General features: G+C 52.6%; 26 protein-coding genes, 1 pseudogene and 1 other annotated feature. Of the genes and pseudogenes, 18 read left to right on the plus strand and 9 right to left on the minus strand.

What is annotated here, in order from left to right:
• Positions 1 to 267 precede the first annotated feature (267 nt).
• From B4113_RS15295 to B4113_RS15310, 5 genes and pseudogenes are all read left to right on the plus strand, one after another.
• On the plus strand, positions 268 to 1,200 hold the full coding sequence (locus tag B4113_RS15295; RefSeq protein ID WP_033018513.1) for a beta-ketoacyl-ACP synthase III: 933 nt from the start codon (positions 268 to 270) through the stop codon (positions 1,198 to 1,200).
• A 100-nt stretch (positions 1,201 to 1,300) separates the two neighbouring features.
• A complete protein-coding gene (gene fabF, locus B4113_RS15300; RefSeq protein ID WP_033018515.1) occupies positions 1,301 to 2,539 on the plus strand; it encodes a beta-ketoacyl-ACP synthase II in 1,239 nt (412 codons plus the stop codon).
• A gap of 77 nt (positions 2,540 to 2,616) precedes the next feature.
• Positions 2,617 to 2,850, plus strand: a pseudogene (locus tag B4113_RS19150) (DUF2268 domain-containing putative Zn-dependent protease); the annotation flags it as partial.
• Between the two features lie 99 nt (positions 2,851 to 2,949).
• Complete coding sequence (locus B4113_RS15305; protein ID WP_033018516.1) at positions 2,950 to 3,156, plus strand: hypothetical protein; 207 nt, start codon at positions 2,950 to 2,952, stop codon at positions 3,154 to 3,156.
• Positions 3,157 to 3,241: 85 nt separating this feature from the next.
• The gene (locus B4113_RS15310; protein ID WP_033018518.1) at positions 3,242 to 3,982 is read left to right on the plus strand and encodes a YjbA family protein; all 741 of its coding nucleotides are present in this window, start codon (positions 3,242 to 3,244) and stop codon (positions 3,980 to 3,982) included.
• A gap of 44 nt (positions 3,983 to 4,026) precedes the next feature.
• On the opposite strand, the gene trpS is transcribed toward B4113_RS15310, so the two are convergent.
• Positions 4,027 to 5,013 carry a tryptophan--tRNA ligase gene (gene trpS, locus B4113_RS15315; protein ID WP_061912646.1) on the minus strand — a complete coding sequence of 329 codons (987 nt, stop codon included), beginning with the start codon at positions 5,011 to 5,013 and terminating at the stop codon, positions 4,027 to 4,029.
• A gap of 51 nt (positions 5,014 to 5,064) precedes the next feature.
• Positions 5,065 to 5,297, minus strand: a binding site (T-box leader).
• A gap of 51 nt (positions 5,298 to 5,348) precedes the next feature.
• Entirely contained in the window at positions 5,349 to 5,726 is a 378-nt protein-coding gene (locus B4113_RS15320) for a DUF3899 domain-containing protein (RefSeq protein WP_033023703.1), read from the minus strand.
• Positions 5,727 to 6,167: 441 nt separating this feature from the next.
• Here B4113_RS15320 and B4113_RS15325 point away from each other — a divergent pair, with 441 nt between their 5' ends.
• The 5 genes from B4113_RS15325 to B4113_RS15350 all read left to right on the plus strand — a co-directional run bounded on the left by B4113_RS15325 (position 6,168) and on the right by B4113_RS15350 (position 12,252).
• Positions 6,168 to 7,817, plus strand: coding sequence for a peptide ABC transporter substrate-binding protein (locus B4113_RS15325; protein ID WP_061912647.1), 1,650 nt, complete (start codon positions 6,168 to 6,170; stop codon positions 7,815 to 7,817).
• A 475-nt stretch (positions 7,818 to 8,292) separates the two neighbouring features.
• Positions 8,293 to 9,222 (plus strand): oligopeptide ABC transporter permease, encoded by a 930-nt coding sequence (gene opp3b / locus B4113_RS15335; protein ID WP_033018856.1) that lies wholly within the window; start codon positions 8,293 to 8,295, stop codon positions 9,220 to 9,222.
• Positions 9,222 to 10,241, plus strand: a complete 1,020-nt coding sequence (opp3C, locus tag B4113_RS15340) for an oligopeptide ABC transporter permease (protein ID WP_033018855.1) — start codon at positions 9,222 to 9,224, stop codon at positions 10,239 to 10,241. Before opp3b ends, opp3C begins: the two co-directional genes overlap by 1 nt.
• A gap of 21 nt (positions 10,242 to 10,262) precedes the next feature.
• Positions 10,263 to 11,324, plus strand: coding sequence for an ABC transporter ATP-binding protein (locus B4113_RS15345; protein ID WP_033018854.1), 1,062 nt, complete (start codon positions 10,263 to 10,265; stop codon positions 11,322 to 11,324).
• A complete protein-coding gene (locus B4113_RS15350) occupies positions 11,317 to 12,252 on the plus strand; it encodes an ABC transporter ATP-binding protein (RefSeq protein WP_033018853.1) in 936 nt (311 codons plus the stop codon). Before B4113_RS15345 ends, B4113_RS15350 begins: the two co-directional genes overlap by 8 nt.
• Before the next feature lie 100 nt (positions 12,253 to 12,352).
• Here the strand turns inward: B4113_RS15350 and B4113_RS15355 are convergent, their stop codons facing one another.
• Positions 12,353 to 12,535 carry a hypothetical protein gene (locus B4113_RS15355; RefSeq protein WP_033018852.1) on the minus strand — a complete coding sequence of 61 codons (183 nt, stop codon included), beginning with the start codon at positions 12,533 to 12,535 and terminating at the stop codon, positions 12,353 to 12,355.
• A 298-nt stretch (positions 12,536 to 12,833) separates the two neighbouring features.
• On the opposite strand from B4113_RS15355, the gene spxA reads away from it, so the two are divergent.
• Positions 12,834 to 13,232, plus strand: a complete 399-nt coding sequence (gene spxA, locus B4113_RS15360) for a transcriptional regulator SpxA (protein ID WP_033018851.1) — start codon at positions 12,834 to 12,836, stop codon at positions 13,230 to 13,232.
• Positions 13,233 to 13,576: 344 nt separating this feature from the next.
• Here the strand turns inward: spxA and B4113_RS15365 are convergent, their stop codons facing one another.
• Complete coding sequence (locus B4113_RS15365) at positions 13,577 to 14,236, minus strand: TerC family protein (RefSeq protein WP_033018850.1); 660 nt, start codon at positions 14,234 to 14,236, stop codon at positions 13,577 to 13,579.
• A gap of 208 nt (positions 14,237 to 14,444) precedes the next feature.
• Between B4113_RS15365 and mecA the strand changes: the two genes are divergently transcribed.
• From mecA to pepF, 4 genes are all read left to right on the plus strand, one after another.
• Positions 14,445 to 15,125, plus strand: coding sequence for an adaptor protein MecA (gene mecA / locus B4113_RS15370; protein ID WP_033018849.1), 681 nt, complete (start codon positions 14,445 to 14,447; stop codon positions 15,123 to 15,125).
• Between the two features lie 126 nt (positions 15,126 to 15,251).
• Positions 15,252 to 16,760: a cardiolipin synthase gene (cls, locus tag B4113_RS15375; protein ID WP_033018848.1), complete on the plus strand. Its 1,509-nt coding sequence runs from the start codon at positions 15,252 to 15,254 to the stop codon at positions 16,758 to 16,760.
• Between the two features lie 416 nt (positions 16,761 to 17,176).
• On the plus strand, positions 17,177 to 18,472 hold the full coding sequence (locus B4113_RS15380; protein ID WP_081897180.1) for a competence protein CoiA: 1,296 nt from the start codon (positions 17,177 to 17,179) through the stop codon (positions 18,470 to 18,472).
• A gap of 37 nt (positions 18,473 to 18,509) precedes the next feature.
• Entirely contained in the window at positions 18,510 to 20,330 is a 1,821-nt protein-coding gene (pepF, locus tag B4113_RS15385) for an oligoendopeptidase F (protein WP_033843311.1), read from the plus strand.
• Between the two features lie 11 nt (positions 20,331 to 20,341).
• Here the strand turns inward: pepF and B4113_RS15390 are convergent, their stop codons facing one another.
• From B4113_RS15390 to B4113_RS15410, 5 genes are all read right to left on the minus strand, one after another.
• Positions 20,342 to 20,539: a hypothetical protein gene (locus B4113_RS15390; protein WP_033843312.1), complete on the minus strand. Its 198-nt coding sequence runs from the start codon at positions 20,537 to 20,539 to the stop codon at positions 20,342 to 20,344.
• 459 nt (positions 20,540 to 20,998) lie between these two features.
• Positions 20,999 to 21,889, minus strand: coding sequence for a ClpXP adapter protein SpxH (gene spxH, locus B4113_RS15395; protein WP_033843313.1), 891 nt, complete (start codon positions 21,887 to 21,889; stop codon positions 20,999 to 21,001).
• Positions 21,882 to 22,295, minus strand: coding sequence for a globin (locus B4113_RS15400; RefSeq protein WP_033018842.1), 414 nt, complete (start codon positions 22,293 to 22,295; stop codon positions 21,882 to 21,884). Before B4113_RS15400 ends, spxH begins: the two co-directional genes overlap by 8 nt.
• Positions 22,296 to 22,393: 98 nt before the next feature.
• The gene (locus B4113_RS15405) at positions 22,394 to 22,990 is read right to left on the minus strand and encodes a lytic transglycosylase domain-containing protein (protein WP_033843314.1); all 597 of its coding nucleotides are present in this window, start codon (positions 22,988 to 22,990) and stop codon (positions 22,394 to 22,396) included.
• Positions 22,987 to 23,577, minus strand: a complete 591-nt coding sequence (locus B4113_RS15410; RefSeq protein WP_033843315.1) for a CYTH domain-containing protein — start codon at positions 23,575 to 23,577, stop codon at positions 22,987 to 22,989. Before B4113_RS15410 ends, B4113_RS15405 begins: the two co-directional genes overlap by 4 nt.
• A 136-nt stretch (positions 23,578 to 23,713) precedes the next feature.
• Between B4113_RS15410 and B4113_RS15415 the strand changes: the two genes are divergently transcribed.
• The 3 genes from B4113_RS15415 to B4113_RS15425 all read left to right on the plus strand — a co-directional run bounded on the left by B4113_RS15415 (position 23,714) and on the right by B4113_RS15425 (position 25,918).
• Complete coding sequence (locus tag B4113_RS15415) at positions 23,714 to 24,103, plus strand: hypothetical protein (protein WP_033843316.1); 390 nt, start codon at positions 23,714 to 23,716, stop codon at positions 24,101 to 24,103.
• Between the two features lie 364 nt (positions 24,104 to 24,467).
• Positions 24,468 to 25,106 carry a GTP pyrophosphokinase family protein gene (locus B4113_RS15420; RefSeq protein ID WP_033018860.1) on the plus strand — a complete coding sequence of 213 codons (639 nt, stop codon included), beginning with the start codon at positions 24,468 to 24,470 and terminating at the stop codon, positions 25,104 to 25,106.
• Positions 25,103 to 25,918 (plus strand): NAD kinase, encoded by an 816-nt coding sequence (locus tag B4113_RS15425; protein WP_033018836.1) that lies wholly within the window; start codon positions 25,103 to 25,105, stop codon positions 25,916 to 25,918. Before B4113_RS15420 ends, B4113_RS15425 begins: the two co-directional genes overlap by 4 nt.
• The last annotated feature ends 102 nt before the right edge of the window (positions 25,919 to 26,020 follow it).

Here is a 26,020-nt window from a genome sequence, read left to right on the forward strand (position 1 = left end):
GCCGTTTTTCACCGCCCTTCTAGCTGTTGTGTCCAACCGCGCTGTTTTTTGGTTCGTGGTGGCGGGCTGTTTCCGCATGGAGAACGTGCGTCAGAAGGGGGCGAACGGGTTCCATCCCTTGGCGGACGGCGTTTTTCCTATTGCATTGCCGCCCTCTTTCCGCTAAAATTAGTACCAAGTAATAATAATTGGTGATGTGGATTGATCGTACATGCTCATTCGTTCGGCAATGGGGGATATTTTGGAAAGAAAAAGGAGATGGATGGTATGGGAGCAGGAATTATCGGTGTCGGCCGTTACGTGCCGGAGCGGGTGTTGACCAACTTTGATCTTGAACAAATGATGGATACATCCGATGAATGGATTCGGACGCGTACAGGGATTGAGGAGCGCCGCATTGCCCCGGATCACATCGATACGTCCGATATGGCGTATTTTGCTGCGGAGCGGGCGCTTCGTAACGCCGGCATTGAGGCGAAGGACATCGATTTGATTATAGTGGCGACCGTTACACCGGATCGGCCGTTTCCGTCTGTTTCTTGCATGATCCAAGAGCGGTTGGGAGCGGTGAAGGCGGCAGCGATGGATTTGAGCGCCGCCTGCGCCGGATTTATGTACGGGATGGTAACGGCCGCTCAATTTATTGACACGGGAGTGTATCGGTATATATTAATAGTGGGAGCAGACAAATTGTCGAAAATTACCGACTGGAGCGACCGCAACACCGCTGTGTTGTTTGGTGACGGGGCTGGAGCAGTTGTCATGGGACCGGTGTCGTCGGGGCGCGGCATGCTGTCGTTTGAATTGGGGGCTGATGGGACAGGAGGAAAATATTTATACAAGGACGAATATATTGTCATGAACGGCCGAGAAGTGTTTAAATTTGCGGTCAGGCAAATGGGGGAATCGAGCGTCCGCGTTCTAGAGAAAGCGGGACTGGCGAAAGAGGATGTCGATTTTCTCATTCCGCATCAAGCGAATATTCGCATTGTTGAAGCGGCTCGACAGCGCTTGGAGCTGCCGGAAGAAAAAATATCGACGACGATACGCCGCTATGGAAACACATCGGCGGCTTCGATTCCGATTTCGCTTGTCGAGGAGCTCGAGGCAGGCCGCATTCATGATGATGACGTCATCGTCATGGTCGGTTTCGGCGGCGGGCTGACGTGGGGCGCGATCGCCTTGCGTTGGGGGCGATGAGCTCACAAACATTTTGCGTAGGGACAGTGGAACGGTCGGACGGTTTCCCTTTCTCGAACGTTGAGCTCGCGAACATTTTGCACAAAGGAGAGACGGAGAGATGGAAAAAAAACGAGTCGTCGTGACCGGGCTCGGGGCGGTTACCCCGCTTGGAAACGATGTGGAAACAACGTGGAAAAACATTGTTGCCGGCCAGTCGGGCATTGATATCGTCACTCGTGTGAATCCGGATGACTTTCCGGCCAAAGTGGCAGCGGAAGTGAAAGATTTTGACCCGTCGTTGTTCATCGATCGCCGGGAAGCGCGGAAGATGGACCGCTTTACCCAATTCGCCGTCGCGGCGGCGCTTATGGCGGTGAAAGACGCCCGACTGGAAATCAACGAACAAAACGCCGAGCGAATCGGCGTCTGGATCGGTTCAGGCATCGGCGGCATGGAGACGTTTGAACAGCAGTTTGAAATTTTCCAGCAGCGCGGCTATCGGCGAGTGAGCCCGTTTTTCGTGCCGATGATGATTCCGGATATGGCGGCCGGACAAGTGTCGATCCTCTTGGGCACGAAAGGGATCAACTCCTGCACGGTCACCGCTTGTGCGACCGGAGCCAACTCGATTGGCGATGCGTTTAAAGTCATTCAGCGCGGTGACGCCGATGTCATGATCGCCGGCGGGACGGAAGCGCCGATTACGAAAATGTCATTCGCCGGCTTTTGCGCGAATACGGCTCTCTCCACCAATCCAGACCCGAAAACAGCGAGCCGTCCGTTTGACAAACATCGCGATGGGTTCGTCATGGGAGAGGGGGCCGGCATCGTCGTTCTTGAGGAATTGGAGCACGCGCTGCGCCGCGGTGCGAAGATTTACGCGGAAATTGTCGGCTACGGCGCGACCGCCGATGCGTACCATATCACCGCGCCGGCGCCGGGCGGCGAGGGCGGCGTGCGGGCGATGCGCCAGGCGCTGCAAGATGCCGGCTTGAAGCCCGAGGACATCGATTACATCAATGCCCACGGCACGAGCACGGAGTACAATGACAAATATGAGACGGCGGCGATCAAGGAAGTGTTCGGCGATCATGCGTATCGGCTGGCGGTCAGCTCGACCAAATCGATGACCGGTCATTTGCTCGGGGCGACGGGCGCCGTGGAGGCGATTTTCTCCGTATTGGCGATCCGCGACGGCGTCATTCCGCCGACAATCAACTATGAAACGCCCGATCCGGAATGCGACCTCGACTATGTGCCGAATGAAGCGCGGAAACAAGAGGTGCGGGCGGTGTTAAGCAATTCGTTTGGATTTGGCGGCCATAACGCGACATTGATTTTTAAAAACTATCGGTAATTGAGAAACGGAGAGCCTGAACGGAGCGGAACTGCCAAGCCTGATGAACGGCGGTCCGCTTCACCGTTAGCGAACGCGAAATCGAACCGTTTTGGCGCTGCTACATCGCCCCCAACCCGGACGTTTCCGCCTCGCATCCGCTTAGCGCCCGGCTTTTGTACGGGCTTGGCTCGTATCCGAACATGGGCGGCTATGCGGTGGGGTACGCCATCGTTCGCCGCTGTCTTGAGCGAGGGCATTTGTTGACGGAGTTAATGGGGATAGAAGCAAGGCAAATCGCTGCCTTAGCTGGCTTTGCCGACGCTGAATAAACAGGTTGTCCATCGGAGCGGCAAACGAACAGTCATGTTGTCCACAAAGCCGACATATATGTAAAACGAGGAAAGTGGACAAGAAGGAAGGGAAGCCCGATGGTCCGCCTGTTTTTTTATTTGGTCGGCTTCGGTTTTTCCGTCGTCGGCGGCATGATGGCGATCGCCTATTTAAACCTCCTCACTCCTGAGCGCGGCTTTTGCGACTATTGGGTTTACATTGCTAGGCGGCCCGAATGTTATTTGCTGCCGATCGGCCTGCTTTTCATCTGGGGAAGTTTATCGTTTCCAAGCCGCGGCTCGTAGTGGGGAAAAGAGGACGAAATGGAATAAAATTCTGCCCCTCTGCCTATACTGATGGACAAACACGTCTGGAAGTGAGGGGTATCACATGCTTTGCTTGCATGACATCTGGGTGAACTGGTTTGAAGGCGAAGAGAACGGATACAACGTCTGCCATTTTCACGAATGGCGCAAGGACGATCAAATCGAGCTGCTCGACCAAGTGCCGCTGCTAAAAGTGACCCCGGCTCTGTTCCATTATATCGAAAACAGTCTGTCTGATCTTCCCAAACCATTGCTAGATGATGTGTATCAAAAAGCGTATGTGCGCAAAAACCATGAGCGCATTCCGTTAGATTATTGTTTCATTGTGACCGATGGGGCCGGCATTTTGGCGGTGGATACGATCGGCTACCATATTCCGATTCGCAAAAGCCGCCTGATCCCCCGGCAGGAACAACTTGTCTATGAGATGGTGGCCGAGGCCGAAGAACGGGACTATCCGCTGCCCGAATACAACAAAGAATACCATATTTTATCTCCCGCGCCGGAACTGATGTGGGGGTTAACGCGCAAGGAGCGACAGCTGAAGCAGCTGCTGTTTATGGCGCTTGATCAGCTGTATTCGACAAAAAACGGCGCCGAAGTGCGGTATTGGTATACGGAATGGGCGCCGGAAAAATACGCCGATATTCAAAAAATGTCGTTTGAAGAAGCGTGGACGCGGCTGTATGAAGAAACGAAGCACGGTTGGTCCAAGCGCCACGAGCAGCTATGCGAACACTTGATCAAGGGACAGCCGTTTTTCGAAAAGTTGTGGGAAATGGAGCAAGAACCAAAGGTGAATTAAAAACGGGCGAAGGCGCTTAGCGCCCGCCCGTTTTTTGTCCGGCGTTACCGCCGACGCCCAAGCCCCATGGCTTGCTCCATTTTGCGCACCATTTCCGCTGCCACCCGATTGGCTTTTTCCGCCCCTTCGTCCAACACGTGGTCAAGCTTCTCGCTTTCCATCCATTGGTGATATCGCTCTTGAATCGGCCGGAGCGTCTCGATGACCACTTGAGCGAGGTCGGCTTTAAAGACGCCGTACCCTTTTCCTTCGTATTGCCGCTCCAACTCCTCGATCGGCTGGCCCGATAACGTTGAATAAATATGGAGCAAGTTCGAAATGCCCGGCTTTGCCTCTTTATCGTAGCGGATCGTCCCTTCCGAGTCGGTGACGGCGCTTTTGATTTTCTTCTCGATCGTTTTCGCGTCGTCAAGCAGTGTAATGTACGCTTTCGGGTTCGGGTCGGATTTGCTCATTTTTTTCGTCGGCTCGACGAGCGACATAATGCGGGCGCCGACTTTCGGAATGCGCGCCTCGGGAATCGTGAACAGCTCGCCGTACCGTTTGTTGAAGCGCTCGGCTAGATCGCGCGTCAATTCAATATGCTGTTTTTGGTCATCGCCGACCGGGACGATGTCGGTGTTATAAAGCAAAATGTCGGCGGCCATCAGCGGCGGGTACGTGAGCAGCCCGGCGCTGACCGCCTCTTTGCCGGCCGATTTTTCTTTAAATTGCGTCATCCGTTCCAGTTCGCCGACATAAACGAGGCACTGCAGCATCCAAGCCGCTTGAGCGTGCGCCGGCACTTCGGACTGGATGAACAGCGTCGCCTGCGCAGGGTCGATGCCGACCGCCAAATAGAGGGCGGCGAGGCGGCGAATGTTTTGCTGCAATTGGTCGGGGTCTTGCGGAACGGTAATGGCGTGTTGATCAACGATGCAAAAATAGCAGTTGTATTCATGCTGCAGCTCGACAAACTGCCGCAGCGCCCCGATGTAATTGCCAAGGGTGATGACGCCGCTTGGCTGAATGCCAGAAAAAATCGTTTTCATCGCTTTTCACTCCCTTAAGACAAAAATAAAAACGGTCCTTTCCCTCCCATGGATAGGGACGGTAGGACCGCGGTGCCACCCTACTTATTGCGCCCATAGCGCAATCGCTTAGCCCATGCCTCACGCATGGCCTCCTGTAACGTGGAGGAACGTCCTCGCCTACTGCGTCGCCGGTTCGGCGGGAAGCTCGAAAGCCCATTCCATATGGCTAGCCGCTTGTTCGCACCGTCCACAAGCTCTCTGAAGGCATCGCCATATGTACTTTTCTTTCTCATCGCCCGATTGGTTTTCGATTTGCTTTATATTATACGGAAACCATTCAGCTGTTGCAACCTTTATTGCACGGCGTATCCGGCGGCGATCATCGCGAGAAACAGAAGGAGTCCGGACAAAAGAAGCGGATAAGTGACCGCAAAACGCCGCGGGCCGGGCGGTTGTGCGAATTCCTGCTCCGCGGCCGCTTCTTCAAGATACCGCTCCGCCTTTGTCCCGGCGCTTTTGCGCCATTTTTGGAATCCATACGCAAATCCGCTGAAAAACCCGCGTTCATAAACAAACAAAAGCCCCCCCAATGACAGCGGCACCAAAGAGAGCAAAAAGGTGGCGTTAATGAAGGCGACAGCCGTCCATGCCCCTTGCCAAGCGACGATGAGCGCACCGGCTGCCATCATGGCGGCGATGAGCCATCCGGTTCGAACCGCAGTCTGTTTCATCCATCCTTCCCCTCGCCTTGTCGGTCGTTGTCCTTATTTTATCATATCCCGCGTTCGTTTGGTTCGCGTTCGAAATAAGGTGGTCAACTTGGTTGACAAAATTATATCAAAAAACAGAAAGAAAAATAAAAACGGTCGAATCAGTCTGAATCAAGCGTTCGCGGCAGCCGGAGAAAAGTTATATTGTAAGCGCTTTCCTAATCATTGACAGAAATTTTTTATTTACAAAGGGGACAAAACTAGGTACAATCCATCTTGGTAAGGATGCGGTGCTTCTTTATTGGATTACAAGTAATTCGAAAATTTTTATTTAAGAAAATAAAAAAATTCTTTTCAAGTATACTAACACGAGGTATAATAAAGCATGTAAGTACAATCTTCTGAAATCGAATCGTTCAGAAGATTTGTAATACACTACATAATCTTTAAGGGGGGGTTTTAGTGAAGAAGCGATTTTCATTCTTCGTCGTCCTGCTTCTCGCGCTGTCGACGTTTTTAGCGGCGTGTGGCGGCAAGGACAACAACAATGCCCAAAGTGGTAAGGGCGATGAAAAACCGGCGGCAAAGAAGGAACAAGTGCTGAATTTGCTTGAAAATCAGGAGATCCCGTCGCTTGATTCGGCGCTCGCTACCGACCAAGTATCGTTTATCGTTTTGAACAACGTCATGGAAGGCTTGTACCGCTTAGGCAAAGACAACAAACCGGTGCCGGGAGTAGCGGAAAGCTATGAAGTGAGCAACGACGGCAAAACGTACACGTTCAAGCTTCGCAAAGACGCGAAGTGGTCGAACGGCGATCCGGTGACGGCGCACGACTTCGAATTCGCTTGGAAGCGCGTGCTCGATCCGAAAACGAAATCGGAATACGCGTACATTATGTACGGCATTAAAAACGCGGAAGAAGCCAACACAGGCAGAGTGCCGCTTGACCAAGTCGGCGTCAAAGCTCTTGATAACTACACGCTCAAAGTTGAGCTGAAAAACGCTGTTCCGTATTTCGTCGGTTTGACAGCGTTCGGCACGTTCATGCCGCAAAACGAAAAGTTTGTGAAAGCACAAGGCAAAAAATACGGTCTTGAAACCAACACAACGCTGTACAACGGCCCGTTCGTGTTGAGCGAGTGGAAGCACGAACAAGGATGGGTTTACACGAAAAACCCGAACTATTGGGACAAAGACACAGTGAAGCTCGAAAAAGTCAATGTCAAAGTCGTCAAAGACACAGCGACAGCCGTCAACTTGTATGAAACGAAACAAGCGGACCGCGTCGTCCTGACCGCGGAGTTCGTTGACAAGTACAAAAACGACAAAAACTTCCACACGAAATTGGATCCGTCGCTCTACTGGCTGCGCATGAACACGAAAAAAGAACCGATGACCAACCTCAACGCCCGCAAAGCGATCGCGATGGCCATCGACACGCAAGCGATGGTTGATACGCTGCTGAACAACGGTTCGATCCCGGCGAAGTTCGCCGTCCCGAAAGACTTCGTCACTGGTCCGGATGGCAAAGACTTCCGCGATGTGAACGGCGATTTGGTCAATTACAATCCGGATGAAGCGAAAAAACTGTGGGAGCAAGCGAAAAAAGAGCTGGGCAAAGACAAATTCACAGTCGAGCTGCTGAACTATGACACCGACAACGCGAAGAAAATCGGTGAGTATGTAAAAGAACAGCTCGAGAAAAACTTGCCGGGCTTGACGATCAACATCAAACAGCAACCGTTTGCGCAAAAGCTGAAGCTTGAAAGCAATATGCAATATGATTTGTCGTACTCCGCTTGGGGTCCGGACTATCAAGACCCGATGACGTTCCTGCAGCTCTGGACATCGACAAGCCCGCACAATGAAACCGGCTGGTCGAATGCCGAGTATGACAAGTTAATCAAAGACGCGCAAACAACGATTGCCAACGATCCACAAGCTCGTTGGGATGCTATGCTGAAAGCCGAGAAAATCGTCTTTGAAGGAATGCCGATCGCTCCGCTGTATCAACGCAGCACTGCGTATGTGCAACGTGAATACGTCAAAGATTTCGTCACGCACCTAGTCGGCGCCGACTACAGCTTGAAATGGGCGTATGTCAAGTAATCCATTGTTCTCTTGAAAATGCGGAGGAGAGTATATGCACAAGGCATATACTCTCCTTTTGCCTGCCAAAGCGAAAAATGTCGAAAAACAGCGAAGATTATAGAAAAAAGCGCGCAGGTCATGAAAATGATGACAAACGGCGTGGGGAGGTCAAAGAAACGTCTCATGGGCAACGTCTTGCCCTGCCCCAACATCGAAACGATTGATGAAGGTATGGGCGGTTTTCACTGAACGTTCCATGGGCAGTGTGATTTGCCCTCCACTCGGGGATGAAAATCAACGCTTGCCGAGGGGATTTTCACAGAAAAGGCCCATGGGCAACATTTTGCCCTCCACCCGGGGGATGAAAATCCCGCGCCCGTGCGGCATTTTCACAGAAAGATCCATGGGCAGCGAGCTGCCCTAAACCAGGGGTTGAACATCCTTATTACCGTTGTGTGTGGGATTTTCCAAGAAAAGCAGAGGAGGTGCGTCCATGGCGCGATATACGCTTCAACGGTTCGTTTATATGGTCGTTACATTGTTCATTATCGCCACGCTGACGTTCTTTTTGATGAAGCTGCTGCCCGGCTCGCCGCTGCAAAACCAAGAAAAGCTGACGCCGGAGCAAAAGGCGTTGATTTTAAAAGAATACGGATTGGATAAGCCTGTTCCTGTTCAGTACATGCTCTATTTAGGGAATTTGCTCAAAGGCGATCTCGGCGTATCGTTCCAATATGACAACCGTCCGGTGACGGAACTGATCAGCGACCGAATCGGCCCGTCGGCCCAGCTCGGGTTTCAGGCGATCGTTTTTGGGACGATCGTCGGGTTGATTCTCGGAATTGTCGCGGCGATTCGCCACAATCGCTGGGAAGATTATACGGCGACAGTTATTGCCGTATTGGGCGCCTCCATCCCATCGTTTGTGCTTGGGGGATTTTTGCAATACTTTATCGCTGTGAAATGGCAGTTGCTCCCGGTAGCGTTTTGGGAAGGCTTCAAATATACCATTCTTCCGACCTTGGCGCTGTCTGTCGGGGTCATCGCCAGCATCGCCCGCTTTATGCGCACCGAGATGCTTGAGGTGTTGAGCTCTGATTATATTTTGACCGCTCGAGCGAAAGGGATTAGCCAAGCGGGGGTTATTCTCAAACATGCCATTCGCAACTCGCTCATTCCTGTCATTACGATTTTAGGCCCGATGACGGTCAATTTAATGACTGGAACGTTGGTGATTGAGAAATTGTTTGCTGTCCCTGGCCTTGGGGAGCAGTTTGTTCGCTCGATCGAACTGAACGATTATCCTGTCATTATGGGCACGACGTTGTTTTATTCGGCTTTGTTGATTTTGGCTGTCTTTATCGTTGACGTGTTGTATGGGATTGTCGATCCACGCATCCGGTTAGCGGGAGGGAAAAAATAATGGCGAAACAAAACTATGAACAACTTTCATCGGATTGGTTTCAGCCCGCCCCGCCGAACGTCGGTGAGCAGGAGAAGATCAATCGTCCGAGTTTGACGTTTTGGCAGGATGCTTGGCTTCGCCTTCGCGAAAATAAAGCAGCGATCGTCGGGCTTGTGATGATTATCATTCTGACGCTCATGGCGATCATCGCCCCGATGGTGAGCGACCGGACGTACAAGGAGCAAAACTTGCGGCATGCGAAACTTCCGCCGAAAATCCCGGTGCTTGAACATGTTCATTGGCTTCCGTTTGACGGCCGGGATGCAAACGGCGTTGATGTGTATAAACAGCGCGGTGTCAAAGAGTATTATTGGTTTGGCACGGATGACTTAGGGCGCGACTTGTGGGTGAGAACGTGGTACGGCACGCGCATCTCCCTTTATATCGGCTTGCTGGCCGCATTGATCGACTTATTGATCGGGATTGCGTACGGCGGCATTTCCGGCTACTATGGCGGCCGCGTCGACAATGTGATGCAGCGAATTATCGAAATTTTAAACGGTATTCCGTATTTGATCGTGGTCATTTTGTTCATTTTGATTTTTGAACCCGGAATCATTTCTATCACTTTGGCGATGGTTATTACCGGTTGGACGACGATGGCGCGGATCGTGCGCGGGCAAGTGTTGAAATTAAAGAACATGGAATATGTGTTGGCGGCACGGACGCTCGGGGCGCCGACATCGCGGCTTATTTTCAAACATTTGATTCCGAACGTCATCGGCCCGATTATCATCACGACGATGTTCACGATTCCATCAGCCATCTTCACCGAGGCGTTTTTGAGCTTTATCGGCCTTGGCATCCGCCCGCCGGAAGCATCGCTCGGTTCGCTTGTCAACGATGGGTATAAGTCGATTCAAACGTATCCGCATTTGATGATCATTCCAGCGGTCGTCATCAGCTTGCTCATTTTGAGCTTCAACTTGGTGGCTGACGGAATCCGCGATGCGTTGGACCCGAAAATGCGCAAATAAGGAACGGAAGGGGTGAAACCGATGGAGAAAATTTTGCAGGTAAACAATTTGCATGTTTCTTTCGACATCCACGCCGGCGAAGTGCAAGCCGTCCGCGGGGTCACCTTCGACTTGTATAAAGGGGAAACGTTGGCGATTGTCGGCGAGTCGGGGTCTGGGAAATCAGTGACGTCCAAAGCGCTCATGCGCCTGTTGCCAACGCCGCCGAGCCGAATCAAGCAAGGGGAAATTTTATTTGAAGGGAAAGACTTGACGAAGCTGTCGGAGAAAGACATGCAATCGATTCGCGGTGCGAAAATTTCAATGATTTTCCAAGACCCGATGACATCGCTCAATCCGACGATGACGATCGGAAAGCAAATTATGGAAGTGATTTTAAAACACCAAAAGCTGTCAAAAGACGAAGCGCGCAAACGGGCGATCGAACTGTTGCAGCTGGTCGGCATTAAAAACGCCGAGCTGCGCATAAAGCAATACCCGCACCAATTTTCCGGCGGGATGCGCCAGCGCGTGGTGATCGCCATCGCCTTGGCGTGCAATCCGAAAATTTTGATCGCCGATGAACCGACGACCGCGCTGGATGTGACGATTCAGGCGCAAATTTTGGAGCTGATGAAAGACATTCAAAAAAAACTCGGCATGTCGATTATTTTCATCACCCACGACTTAGGGGTCGTCGCCAACATGGCCGATCGCGTTGCGGTCATGTACGCGGGCAAAATCGTGGAAATCGGCACGGTCGACGAAATTTTTTATAATCCGAAACACCCGTACACATGGGGACTGCTCGCCTCGATGCCGAGCCTTGACCATAAAGATACAGAGCTGTATTCGATCCCGGGTTCGCCGCCCGATTTGTTAAATCCGCCCAAAGGCGATGCGTTCGCGCCGCGCAATCCGTACGCGCTCAAAATTGACTATGAACTTGAGCCGCCGATGTTTCAGGTGTCGGACACTCACTATGCGGCGACATGGCTATTGCATGAGATGGCGCCGAACGTCGAGCCGCCGGCGATCGTGCGCGAGCGGATGAAACGGTTCGCCGAGATCGTCGCTCGGAAAGGAGGAACCCCGCGTGGCTAGACAAAAGCTGTTGGAAGTGAAAAATTTAAAGCAATATTTCCCGGCTGGCCGCGGTGAAGTCGTCAAAGCGGTCGACGGCGTGACATTCGATATTTACAAAGGCGAAACGTTCGGATTGGTCGGCGAGTCAGGCTGCGGCAAGTCGACGACCGGGCGGACGATCATCCGGCTGTATGAGGCGACGGAAGGGGAAGTGCTGTTTAACGGCGTCAATGTGCACGGCAAGAAATCCAAAAAAGAGCTCAAAGAGTTAAACCGGAAAATGCAAATGATTTTCCAAGACCCGTACGCCTCGCTCAATCCGCGGATGACGGTCGCCGATATTATCGCCGAAGGCATTGACATTCATGGGCTGGCGAAAACGAAAGAAGAGCGGATGCGGCGCGTCTATGAGCTGCTGGAGACGGTCGGTTTAAACCGTGAGCACGCGAGCCGCTACCCGCACGAGTTTTCCGGCGGTCAACGCCAGCGGATCGGCATCGCTCGGGCGCTGGCCGTCGAGCCGGAGTTCATCATCGCCGATGAGCCGATTTCCGCGCTTGACGTCTCGATCCAGGCGCAAGTCGTGAACTTATTGAAGCGGCTGCAGCGCGAAAAAGGGTTGACGTATTTGTTTATCGCCCATGACTTGTCGATGGTCAAATACATCAGCGACCGGATCGGGGTCATGTATTTCGGCAAAATGGTCGAACTGGCCGAATCAGAAGAGCTGTACCGCAACCCGATCCATCCGTACACCAAGGCGCTGCTTTCCGCCATTCCGCTTCCGGATCCGGAAACGGAGCGAACGCGCCGGCGGATCGTTTATGATCCGTCTCAGCATGGCTACAAAGACGGTGAAGAGCTCGAATTTCGCGAAATTACACCGGGGCATTTTGTGCTTTGCTCCGAAGAAGAATACAAACGATACCGGGCGATGTACGCCTAAACGGTCGCCCGGCAGGCGAGCGCCAAAAAAAAGCGCCGTCTCTGCGCCGCAAGGAAAGCGGTGGGAGACGGCGCATGTGCGCGCGCTACCTCGAGAACGGTTATTTTTTCCCGCCGACAGCGTTCCAGCCTTGCTGAATGTGACGGGAGGCCTCAATGTGTGCTCTTCTTTTGTTTCGACCAAACAAACGCTCTCCCATCGTACGGCTGATGTTTCCCATCAACGCCGTGCCCCCGACGATCAGCGCCGCCACGATGACAAAATCGAGGAAATAGCCGGCCATTCGTTTTTCCTCCCTTTTCCTCTTCTTCTTTCATTGTAGACGATTTTTAGAGCGCTGGAAAGTAGAACGAAAGAAAATTCCATGGTTGATGGAAAAACTATATCTTTCTTTGCGGATTTATTGTATAATATATCATGTTAAAGTCATTTCAATTTGCAAACGATTGGCAACCCTGCTGACGGCCGCATCGGCGGGTGTAGGCCGTACCGCTATGCCATCGAATGCTTCGCATGATGCCTGTCCTCGCGTAAAGGGGACAGATGGAGCAAGGGATTCCTTGTGAAAAGGAGTGATCAAAGTGGTCAAGCTATACACATCACCGAGCTGCACATCGTGCCGGAAGGCGAAGGCGTGGCTCGAGAAGCATGATATTCCATATGTCGAACGCAATATTTTCTCCGAGCCGCTAACGGTTGAGGAGATTAAGGAAATTTTGCGGATGACGGAAACGGGGACGGATGAAATCATTTCGACTCGTTCAAAAGTGTTCCAAAAGTTGAACATTAATTTGGAAACTTTGCCGCTTCAAGATTTATATGAGCTCATTCAAAAAAATCCGGGCATTTTGCGCCGACCGATCATCATTGACGAAAAGCGGCTGCAAGTCGGTTACAATGAAGATGAAATCCGCCGCTTTCTGCCGCGCAAAGTGCGCGCGTATCAGCTGCGCGAAGCACAGCGGCTCGTCAACGGCTGATAAAAAACTTCTACATGGTTCGCCATGTAGAAGTTTTTTATCATGATCTGTTCCGTGAACATGTCGCACTGGCGCCTGCTTCTTCCCCCCTTGGGGGAAGGGCAGATTGTGGCCCATGCAACTTTCGTGAACATACGCATCGGTGAGCGATCGTTTTCGTCCTCCTAGGTGAAGTCGCTGCCCATGGAACTTTCGTGCCTGTACGCCTTGGCGAACGATGATTTTCATCCTCGGGTGAAGGGCAAGGCATTGCCCGTGGATCGTTTTGTGAAAATCACGCGCCGACAAGCGGCCAGTTTCCTTCCTAGCTGGAGGGCAAGGGATTGCCCATGGAGCGTTTCGGGTTATGCGGCGCGCGATCGATGGTTGGCCGCAAAGCCAAGCAAAACGACAAGAACGGCCGCTGAAAGCGGGAAGAGGAGTTCCCAGCGCGGGTCATAAAACGGGCGCAGCCGTTCTTCGGCGGCGATCATTTTTCCGGCTGTATACGCGAGCAAGGCGCCGCCGACATAAATGAGAAACGGGAACCTCTCCAAGGCATAAAGGATGAGTTTGCTGCCTACAATGATGATAGGAACCGAGCAGAGAAAGCCGAAGATGACAAGCCCGATATGACCTTGGGCAGCCCCGGCGATGGCGATGACGTTGTCAAGGCCCATGGCCACGTCAGCGGCAACGATGGTTCGAACGGCCTTCCAGAGAGAGGGTTCGGCTTTGATGACAGCCGATGTTTCTTCTTTTTTCCCAATCAGCTTGAGCGCGATCCAAAAGAGAACGATGCCGCCCGCCAGCTGCAAGAACGGCACGGTCAACAGCCAAACAACGGCTGCGGTCAAGACAATGCGAACAGCGATGGCGAGAGCGGTGCCGAGAATAATGGCGGCGTTGCGTTTTCGTTCCGGCAAGTTGCGGCTCGCCAAGGCGATCACAACAGCGTTATCCCCACCGAGAATGACATCAATGCCGATAATGAGCAAAATCGAAACGATATATTCGTCCATCATCGCGTCCCTCATTCCGTCCGTGTTCATCATCATTATAGTAGGACATGGCCGGTTTCATAACCAATTTTTAAAAACGCGTTTTTTTATTTCCCTTCCTCTGTTTTTTATCATAAAATAAAAGTACAAGATATGCAGTTTGGCATAGTCTTTGGGGGTTTGGATCCCTTCCCTTTTTATTTCTCTTGTGTAGAAGGGAGAGTTGAGAAAGATGGAAATGGAACGTATTAACGAGCATACCGTGAAATTTTATATTTCTTACGTTGATATAGAAGAGCGCGGCTTTGACCGTGAGGAAATTTGGTACAATCGCGAACGGAGCGAAGAATTGTTTTGGGAAATGATGGATGAAGTCCATGGGGAAAGCGACTTTTCGCTCGAGGGCCCGCTTTGGATTCAAGTGCAGGCATTGGAAAAAGGGCTGGAAGTGGTGGTGACGAAAGCGCAGCTGTCCAAGGATGGAAGCAAGCTGGAACTGCCGCTTCCGGAAGAAAAATGGCGCGAGTTTACGCTGTCCGCTGATGAAAAAATGGAATCGCTGTTCGGCCATCATTTCCATTTCGGGGCCAAGGCGGCTCTGGAAGATGGCGGTGAACAAGATGTCCTGCAATTTATCCTTTCCTTCAACGATTTTGAGGATATCCTTTCGCTGGCGTACCGCGCTGACTTTTCTGGATTGTCGAACCGTTTGTTCCAATTTGAGGGGCGGTACTACTTGTTTGTCGAATTTGGCGACCATTACTCTGAACACGAAGTCGACAATGTGCTCAGCCTTCTGCTGGAATACGGAAGCGACTCGCAGCTGACGATTTATCGCCTTGAAGAGTATGGAACAGAAATCATGGGCGATAATGCGCTCGAAACGTTGAAAACGTATTTTCCCGCTCGATAAGGTTCTTTCGCCGATTTCGCGCCAGAAATCGGCGTTTTCTGCGTCAATGGCCAAAGTCAGCCCGCGGGGCGGGGAAACAAAGAGAAATTAGGCGGCTGCTTATGAAAAGCAGGTGGGGGGGTCTTTTTGAGAAATTCATCTAGAGTCGCCATTCTTGTTGTCGTTGTCGGTGCGCTGCTGACCTTGACACATGGATTTTGGGAAGGAAAGCTGCTCGGTATTTTCAGCGTGCTCATCTCTTGTTCGGTTGTCTTTATTGCGTTTGTCATTTCATTGGAAAATCGCCAGCCGGCGCAAACGATCGCTTGGCTTGCCGTGCTGGGCAGCTTCCCGCTCGTCGGCTTTTTGTTTTACCTTTTGTTTGGGCGTAACTATTGGCAGCAGCGCCGTTTCAAGAGAAAAGCAGACTTTGATGAAGCGGTGCTGCTTCGGTTTCAAGAGCCGTCGCCGTTTGCCGTCGAGCGGCTGCCGATGGCGCCTCATCAGCAGCCGTTGTTGCGCTTGGCCTATCGCATCGGTCAGCACCCGGTTTCGCTCGCATCGCAAACCGCGGTGCTGACCAATGGGGACGAGACGTTTGCCGCCATTTTTGCGGAGCTGGAAAAAGCGGCTCATCATATTCATTTGGAGTATTATATCGTCCGGCATGATGAGATCGGTCAACAATTGCAGCGATTGTTGATTAAAAAGGCTCGCCAAGGGGTGCGAATCCGCTTTTTATACGATGCGGTCGGAAGCTGGAAATTATCTAGCGACTATATCGAGGAGCTGCGCGCCGCCGGTGTCGAGATGATCCCGTTTTCCCCCGTGCGCCTGCCGTTTTTGAGCAATCAAATCAACTTTCGCAACCATCGCAAGATTATCGTCATCGACGGAAGCGTCGGATTTGTCGGCGGGCTGAACATTGGGGATGAATATTTGGGGAAGAACGAATATTTCGGGTTTTGGCGCGATACGCATTTAGTCATCCGCGGGGAGGCTGTCCGAACGCTGCAGTTGATCTTTTGGCAAGATTGGTATTATATGACGGGTGAGCGGCTGTTGACGCCAGACTACTTGTCACCGCCGTTGATCGACGAAGAAGGACAAGGCGGGGTGCAGCTGATTGCTGGCGGTCCCGATCAGAAGTGGGAGGTCATCAAGCAGCTGTATTTTGCCATGATCACTTCCGCCAAGCAGTCGATTTGGGTGGCTTCGCCGTATTTTGTGCCGGATGAAGACATTTTAACGGCGCTGAAAGTGGCGGCGTTGAGCGGCATCGATGTTCGTCTCTTGGCGCCGAAGCGGCCGGATAAAAAGATCGTTTTTTACGCCTCGCGCTCCTATTTTCCTGAGCTGTTGGAAGCGGGGGTGAAAATTTATGAGTATGAAAAAGGATTTTTGCACAGCAAAGTCATTGTCGTTGACGGTGAGCTCGCGTCGATCGGCACCGCGAACATGGATATGCGCAGCTTTCATTTAAATTTTGAAGTGAACGCGTTTTTGTATTATACTGACAGCATTCAAAAGCTCGTCCAAGATTTTCTGGAAGACTTCCGCCATGCGACCGTGCTCGATTATGAACAGTTTCAGCGGCGCCCGTTTCGCGTTCGCCTTGCTGAATCGGTGTCCCGGCTGTTGTCTCCGCTCTTGTAACGCGCTGTAAGGAACACCTGCTCATTCGGGCAGGTTTTTTTGCTGCGCCATGGGCAGGAAAAAGGACGGGGGCTGGCGAATACAAAACGCGTAAACCAGCAACCGCGGAAGGCGTGATGACGCTTTCGGCATATCCGTTCGTTGCGTGGCACGGGAAGCTTGTCATTTTTCGTTCGCAATCGAAGGGAACGAACCGTTGTCTTGACGGGAACGAGTGCTGTCCGTCGTGGTGTGTCGGATTGGCGTTCGCCCCCTGTCTAGAAGGCTGGTGAAAAACGGCTGATTCCCTTCATCAATAGGAGAATGAGCGAAAAGCAGGACCGATGCAACGAGGCTTTTCTAGTTAAAAAATGACAGTGTAAAGCTGTATCCATGATGAAATCACCAGCCATCTAGTTTTGATGGACAAAGGAGTGATGCGGTTGTTCGTTGCTCTTTTAGCGGACGGAACAGTGTTGTCGCTTGTCGGAGCGGAACGGTGGAGCGAGGAGCGGCTGGCTGGTTGGAAGCGCCGCGCGCCGTTTTTTTGCCCTGCCTGCCGCCAGGAAGTCGTGCTGCGGTCCGGCCCCCGTCGCTTGCCGCATTTTGCTCATCGGAAAGGAACGGCTTGTCCGGCTGAGCATGAACCGGAATCGGAGCGGCACTTGATCGGAAAACGCGACTGGTTTGTATGGCTTACCACCCAAGGCATCGAAGCGAAGCTAGAACCGTATTTGCCTGCGATTCGCCAACGCCCCGATGTGCTGTTCCGCCATCAGTGGCATCTCTATGCCCTCGAGTATCAGTGCTCGACGATCGAGGAATCCGTGTTTTACGAGCGCAATGACGGTTATCGCCGCCTCGGCATTCGCCCGCTTTGGGTGTTGGGCGCTCATCATTTGCGGCGCTTGTCAACGCCGGCGGGAGATGTCGCGCTTTCCCGCTTTCAATGGCTGTTTGCTCATCGCTTTTCCTCCTCCTCTCTTCCTCATATATGGTACTACAGCACCGAAACGAAACGATTCATCCGTCTCGTCCGCCCCTTGCCATTGTCTGTCCGCCGCGCGTTGGCCACGATTGACTCTGTTCCGCTTTCCTCGCTCGATTTCACCGCTTTGACCGCCGCTTGCCATCCACCGCTTCCCCCGCTGTTTTGGGAGCAATGGCTCGAAAAGAAAAAACAGTGGCGCCGGACGTTTCCGCTTTACCCGAATCGGGCGACTCGCTTGATTTGTTCCGACTTTTACCAATTGGGGATCGTGCCGGCGCTGTTTCCGGTCGAAGCGGGCTGGCCGCTGCCGCGCGGCTATTTATGGGAGACGTCTCCGTTCATTTGGCAGACGTACATGCTGCTTCCATTTCTTCGCGCGCCGGGACAGACGATGACGATGGCCCAGCTCTTGCGCTGGATGGATGAAAAAATCCGCACCGGACGGCTTGTCCCCCGCCGCTTGCCGCTTGTCGGCCGCGACAACTACCGGCAGGCTGTCGCTGAGTATGTGCATTGGCTGCGGCTGCTCGGCTATCTTCAGCGCGAAGCTGGGGAACGGCTTCGCCTCGTCAAGCCGCTCACGTTTCCGGCCACCGTGGAAGACATGCTGCGGCAAGAGGGGAGACTTCTCGAAACGATCCGCGACACGCCGGCACTGGCGGCGTATTGGCGGGCGCTCGAGTTGGCGCCAAGCGGAAAACATGAGCAAAAAACAGGAAAAGAAACAAGAAATGGAGAATAATAATACATGTATCAATCATATGAAGGAGGACGATGACATGGTGGAGGAAAAAAAGACAAAGAAGTCGCTGCCGTCGCGCAGCGAGATTCCGATTGAAGAGACATGGAGGCTAGAAGACATTTTTCCAACTGATGAGGCGTGGGAGCAGGAGTTCCGTCAAGTGAAAGCCATGATCCCGAAGCTCGGGGAGTACAAAGGGCGGCTTGGCGAATCGCCGGAACTGCTGTATGAGGCGCTGCAATATCAAGACGAAGTATCGATGCGGCTTGGCAAGCTGTATACATACGCCCATATGCGCTATGATCAAGACACAACCAACTCCTTTTACCAAGGGCTTGACGCTCGGGCGAAAAGTTTATACAGCGAAGCGTCCAGCGCGATGGCGTTCATCGTTCCGGAAATTTTGGCCATCGATGAGGCGACGTTGCGCGCCTTTTTGGAACAGTACGAGCCGCTTCGATTGTATGCTCATGCCTTGGATGAGATTACGCGCCAACGCCCGCACGTTCTCTCGGCTGAGGAGGAGGCGCTGTTGGCGCAGGCGGCCGAGGTGATGCAGTCAGCGTCCAACACGTTCAGCGCGTTGAATAACGCCGATTTGACCTTTCCGGCCATCGTCGATGAAAACGGTGAGGAAGTGGAAGTCACGCACGGGCGTTTCATCCGCTTTTTGGAAAGCGCGGATCGCCGTGTTCGCCGCGATGCGTTTTACGCGGTGTACCAGACGTACGATCAATTCCAACACACCTTTGCCAATACGTTAGCCGGCGCGGTGAAAAAGGATAACTTTTTTGCTCGCGTCCGCCGCTATGAATCCGCCCGGCAGGCCGCGTTGGATGCGAACAACATTCCTGAGAGCGTATATGACAACTTGATCGCTACCATCCACGAGCATTTGCCGCTGCTGCATCGCTACGTGCGGCTGCGCAAACGAGCGCTCGGGCTCGATGAGCTGCACATGTACGACTTATATACGCCGCTAGTCAAAGAGGTAAAAATGGAAGTGACGTATGACGAAGCGAAGCAGTATATGCTGGAAGGGTTGGCGCCGCTCGGGGAGGAATACATCGCCATTGTCAAAGAAGGACTTGAGAATCGCTGGGTTGATGTCCGCGAAAACCGAGGAAAGCGGAGCGGGGCCTATTCCTCGGGAGCGTACGGCACACACCCGTACATTTTGCTCAACTGGCAGGACAACGTCAACAATTTGTTTACGCTCGTTCATGAGTTCGGCCATTCGGTTCACAGCTACTACACACGCCGAACGCAGCCGTATCCATACGCCCATTATTCGATTTTTGTCGCCGAAGTGGCGTCGACGTGCAACGAAGCGCTGTTGAATGATTATTTATTGAAAACGATCGATGATGACAAAAAGCGGCTGTATTTGCTCAACCATTACCTTGAAGGATTCCGCGGCACCGTCTTTCGGCAGACGATGTTCGCCGAGTTTGAGCATTTGATCCATTTGAAGGAGCAGCAAGGGGAGGCGCTGACGGCAGAGACGCTGACATCGCTGTACTATGACTTGAATCAAAAGTACTTCGGCAGCGACATGGTGGTCGACAAAGAAATCGGCTTGGAATGGGCGCGCATTCCGCATTTTTATTACAACTACTACGTGTATCAATATGCGACTGGTTTCAGCGCGGCGACGGCGCTTAGCCGGCAAATTCTTGAAGAGGGTGAACCGGCGGTGAAGCGGTACATCGACTTTTTAAAAGCGGGCAGCTCCGATTATCCGATTGAAGTGCTGAAAAAAGCCGGGGTGGATATGACGAGCGCCGAGCCGATCCGCCAAGCGTGCCAAGTGTTCGCCGAAAAACTGGAAGAATTCGAGCGGCTGCTTGGGAACTGAAACGAATGCGGCTACAGCCGCATTCGTTTCGATGGCAATCCCTTAAACTGATGACGGCGGTTCCAAGTCGATACGAGCCCAAGGAGACAGCAAAACAGCAGCGGCATTGTCGTCCAGAGCGGAATGAGCCGCATGAATCCGAGCAAGTTCAAGATGAATGCGACGATGACGGCCGCCGTCCAAAAGAAAAAAGCGATTCGCCCTTTCATGAAGACGCCCCCCTTGTTAGGCTGTCTTCCTTCATTATATGCTGTCCATCTATGTTGCAGGCCGGCGGATGAAAAAAGAGCGGCTTCGCTGATTTGAGTGGGGAAACGGGGCAGGCTGGTGAAAAACAACCGATTCGCTCGATTGGTGAGAAATCACAAGGAATGAAATGATGACATTGCAAGGTTTTCCGTTTGCGAAACATTGTTGGAGAGCAGTATTTCCCCTTCAATCACTGGCCTCGAAGCGAAGGAAGCGGCCGAAATTATGACAATCATGTGAACAAACGAGCAAAGGGGTTGTCAATCGATTCGTCCATTTGGTAAGATAAAAGCGTGAACGGAAGACAAAAACCTGATACCCCTTTGTTTGACCGTGAACAATTTCTCCCATCCCCTTTGTTGTCTTGACAACACAAAAGAGCCCGGCGAATGCCGGGCTCTTTTGTGTCATGGTTTGAGTTAAGGTTCGGACTCTTCGATATAACGCCAAAACGTTCCGTGCTTCACAGGCACCCGCTCGACTTTTTGCTTCAACTGCAGTTTTTTCATTTCCGTTTCCGCTTCTTGGATCGTCCAATTGTACACAACGGCAACTTCTTTTGTGGCGACGAATTTAAAATGACCTAAAAATGATTCCAGCGGAGGGGGAGGGGACGGCTCGGGATGGAAGCCGAGCATTTCGGCGATCAACTCGGCGTAAATCTCGTACGGGTAGCATCCGGAAATTTTAATGCCTTCATCCTCGATATTTTCATTAAACAAAACGAGCGTCGGGGTTTCTTCCACATCCATTTCCGACGTGATTTTTAAATCACATTGGAACGCTTTTGCCGCTCCGGGCGAGTGCATATCGCGCAAAAATTCATCGACGTCAAGCCCGGCTTCTGCCGCGCATTCGGCCAACACTTCCAAATCGGCGACGTTTTGCTTTTCAAGAAACAGCTGCTCTTGCAGTTTGCGCAAAAAGCGGAGACCGGCCCGTTTTCCTTGCATTTCCGCCGCTTTAATGGCGAGCGACGGGGCAAACGGGCTGGAAATCCGGTTTTCGAGCCACACGCTTCCATCACATGACATGCCAGATCGGTTCGCTATCCATTCCCACGCTTTTGCTAACGCTTCGGCCTTCGTCCCTTTCGCGCGCCATGTCGCCCATTTTCCGCTCAATATGTGCCGCAGTGTAAAAAAACGGCCGTATTCGATCGTCAGCTTTTTTACAATGGGCTCAAGCCCCCAGCATTCCGGGCATAAAGGATCGATAAAGAGATACAGCTCAAGCGGTTTCTTCGTGTTGCCTAGCGGCTGGGAATCGGCACAGGCCGGCGCCGTTTTCCCAGCGAACTTCTCATTCAAGGGAATGCTCCTTTCTGTCCTGAGAATCTGGAGTGTTGACCATATGATGGGCCGTGAGCACAAGCCGATGGTAGAACTGTTCGCGCGCTGGACCGGACAGGCCGATTTCATCCATCGCTGCCCGCATGCAAGCAAGCCACGCTTGTGCCCGCGTTGGCGTGATTTCAAAGCGGAGATGGCGCGCCCGCAACATCGGGTGGCCATGCTCCTCCGTATAAAGCGGTGGCCCGCCTAAGTATTGCGTTAAAAATTGTTTTTGCTTCCGGGCGGTTTCTGTCAAATCGTCAGGAAAGATCGGCTTTAAGTCCGGGTGCACAGCTACGCGCCGATAAAACGCTTCGACAAGCCTAGCGACCGTCTTCTCTCCACCAATCGCCTCATAAAGAGTTTGCCATTGCTCTCCCATCGCGGATGCTCCTTTTGCTTGAAGATCATACGTTGTCGCTTGATTGCTATTTTATCAGCAACGGCCGCCCAGCTCAAACAAAGCGACTTGACCGCCGTTTAGATGCGCCAGCGGTCGAGCACGCGTCTAACATACGCTTGTGTTTCGGCAAACGGCGGCACTCCGCCGTAACGATCGACGTTTCCGGGGCCGGCGTTGTACGCGGCTAAGGCGAGCGTGACATCACCGTTATATCGGTCGAGAAGCTGGCGCAAGTATTTCACTCCGCCGTCGATATTTTGCGCCGGATCAAGCGGATTCTCCACGCCCAGCATTTTGGCGGTGCTCGGCATCAGCTGCATCAATCCAAGCGCTCCCGCTCGACTTTTCGCGTCAGGACGAAAGCCGGACTCCTGGTGAATCACAGCGCGGATCAGATGTGGATCGACATCGTACTTTTCCGCGGCCGCCGCAATAAGCTGATCAATGGAAGATGCCCCGGAGAACGGGACCGTTTCCTTGTTCGGCGCGCTGGCATTGGCGCGCCCTGCATCCGGAGTCGAAAGCGTTTCCGCCGCCTCGGCTTGGTTTTTCATATATTCGGCCAAGAGGCTCGAAAACAGCGAAGGGACGGGCGACGAGAGGCTGGAACGATTAGGCGAAAACGAGGCGAGCGCCTGCCATTCCACAAGCAATTGCAACGGTGAAATCGTCATTCCTTTTCCCCCATTTCATCCTTTTGAGCATAAAAGCGGGCGATTTTGTTCGGCGCCGGACGGCGGGGAATGCCAAGCGCAGCGAGCAGGCGCAAAAACCGGTCCTCACCCGCCACGGCGTCATCGGTTTCATATTCGAGTTCATAATCTTCACAATGCAAGTAGCGGTTATGGTCAAGGCATAACGTACCGCCTTCGTATGGCCATTCGGCGCGATCGGTGACGAGGGAGCCGAAACAGCGCAAACGATGCGGATCGATGCCCAAATTTACTAGCAGCGATGCGATTCCGCCGCGCGGGGCGGCTCCGTTGAGAAGCGCGCTCGCTTCAGACGGCGTCAGCGGCTCGTGCGTTTCCAGCAGCGTCCCGTCCGTTTGCGTTTGTTTCAGCGTCAACATCAGGCGACCGTCTTTGGCGCGAATGCGCAGAGCCGCTCCTTGTTGTTTCAAAGCAAACGAAGGGGTGTCGAAGTAATAGTTTTCTTGGCGGCGGAAAGCGTCGTCATCCAAGCCGAAAGCGGCCCGGATGGCAGCGAACTCTTCCCGCGTCAGCAAGTTTTTCCATTCCCTCTCTACTTCTTGGTGCATCGTTGTTCTCCTTCTTCGGACATCGTCTCTTTCTATTATCGTTTGTTTTTCGCTGAATATCAATTATTTCGTTTGCAGAGGGTGAATATGGTAAAATAAAGGGCGGAGGTTTGGTTGAGGTGGAAGGAGAGAAAGCATGAACGAGAAAGTGACCGTTCATCACGCGGAGCGGAAAGCGGGGCGGCTCTGGCTGCGCGCTGATCTTCCCGTTTCGCTCGCCGATGTGGCCCCGAAGCGCCATATGCTCGTGGATTCCGACGGGTTGGCGTTTGTTTACCTTTTGGAAACGAATGACCGCTTTCTTTACGTCGCCATTCCCCGACAATGGTGGCGGGAATTGAAAGCGATGCTAGCCGCCAAGGAGCCCGTTTGGCTGCAAAGCGGAGAGGAAGCCGTCGAACTCGAACAGTTTGACGAGGAACTCGCTTATTTGCTCGATAACATTCGCGGCAATGCCAATTATGGGGAAGAGCTGGAACAGGCCGTGCAAGAGGTGTTTTTTACAGAAAAGATCCATGGACAGTGATCTGCCCTCGACCCGGGAATGAAAATCCGCGTCAGTTCGGCATTTTCATGGTAAGCGATGTAACATCGCCCCGGGGATGAAAGTGACCGCTTGCTGACAGGATTTTTTGTAGAGAAGTTCCATGGGCAGTGATCCGCCCTCCACCCGGGGATGAACATCGCGCGTCAGTTCGGGACTTTCACGGAAACGTTCCATGGGCGGCGTTTTATCCCTATCCGGGGATGAAAAATTCGCGTCAGTTCGGGATGTTTACCGAACAAGAAGTGCGGCTCTTCGTCTGGCTGGAAAAGAGGACGACAGCGGCGTTCCTTGTGGGTTGGCACCGAGCCGCGGGAAATGCAAACGTATAGAGGCAGGTGGTACGATGGTGAATCATTGGGATTTGTTTTTAGCCCCGTATAAGCAGGCTGTCGAGGAGCTGAAAGTGAAGCTGCGGGGCATTCGCGCCCAGTTTGAGATGATCGAGGCGCACTCGCCGATTGAATTTGTCACCGGGCGAGTGAAACCGATTGCCAGCATTTTGGATAAGGCGCAAAAGAAAAACATCCCGCTTGACCGTCTTGAAGAGGAGATGCAAGACATCGCAGGGCTGCGCATCATGTGCCAGTTTGTCGACGACATCAAGACGGTCGTTGAACTTTTGCGCCAACGAAACGATTTTACTATCGTTGAGGAGCGCGACTACATTACGCAGAAAAAGGAGAGCGGCTACCGTTCGTACCATATTGTCATCCGCTATCCGGTGCAGACGATCCGCGGTGAGAAACAGATTTTGGCGGAAATCCAAATTCGCACGCTGGCGATGAACTTTTGGGCGACGATTGAGCATTCGCTAAACTATAAATACAGCGGCCGTTTTCCGGAAGATATTAAAGCCCGGCTGCAGCGGGCCGCCGAGGCCGCTTACCGTCTTGATGAGGAAATGTCTAAAATCCGTTTTGAGATTCAAGAGGCGCAGGCGGCATTTTCCAGAAAACAAGAGGCAAAAGGAGAAGGACAATGACAAGAACGGACGCCCCGCTCGCGTTTGCCATTACGTCCAAAGGCGATGACGTCTCGAACGCCTTGGCGCAAAAGATGAAAACGTATTTGCTCGATTTTGATCTGCGCTGCGACGAAGAGGAGCCTGATTTGGTCATTTCCGTCGGCGGGGATGGAACGCTGCTGTATGCGTTCCACCGCTACTGCCATCGGTTGGATCAGACGGCGTTCGTCGGCGTTCATACAGGCCATCTCGGTTTTTACGCCGATTGGGTGCCCGAGGAGATCGAAAAGCTGGTCATCGCCATCGCTAAAACGCCGTATCAAGTCGTCGAGTATCCGCTCCTTGAAGTGACCGTGCGCCATATTAGTGGCGAGAAGGAAACGAAATACCTTGCTCTTAACGAATGCACGGTGAAATGCGTCAGCGGGACGCTCGTCATGGACGTTGAGATTCGCGGCGATTGGTTCGAACGGTTTCGCGGTGACGGGCTATGCATCTCCACGCCGACCGGCAGCACGGCTTATAACAAGGCGCTCGGCGGTGCCATTTTGCATCCGTCGCTTGAAGCGATTCAAGTGACGGAAATGGCGTCGATCAACAATCGCGTCTTTCGCACGATCGGCTCGCCGCTCGTGCTGCCGGCGCACCATACGTGCTTGCTCAAGCCGGTCAATCATGTCGATTTTCAAATTACCATCGACCATTTGTCGCTGTTGCACAAAGAAGTGAAATCGATTCAATGCCGGGTGGCGGATGAAAAAGTGCGTTTCGCCCGCTTTCGCCCGTTTCCGTTTTGGCGCCGGGTGCGCGACTCATTTATCACGGAGTAGAAACGTTTCTGTTCCTAGGAGGCTGGTGATTTCGTGCAAAATACTACTGCTTCCACCTATTTCTCAATTAGAGAAACCTCGTAGAAACAGGCTTCTTTTCTG

It is taken from the genome of Geobacillus sp. B4113_201601, assembly GCF_001587475.1.
Lineage (GTDB): Bacteria > Bacillota > Bacilli > Bacillales > Anoxybacillaceae > Geobacillus > Geobacillus icigianus.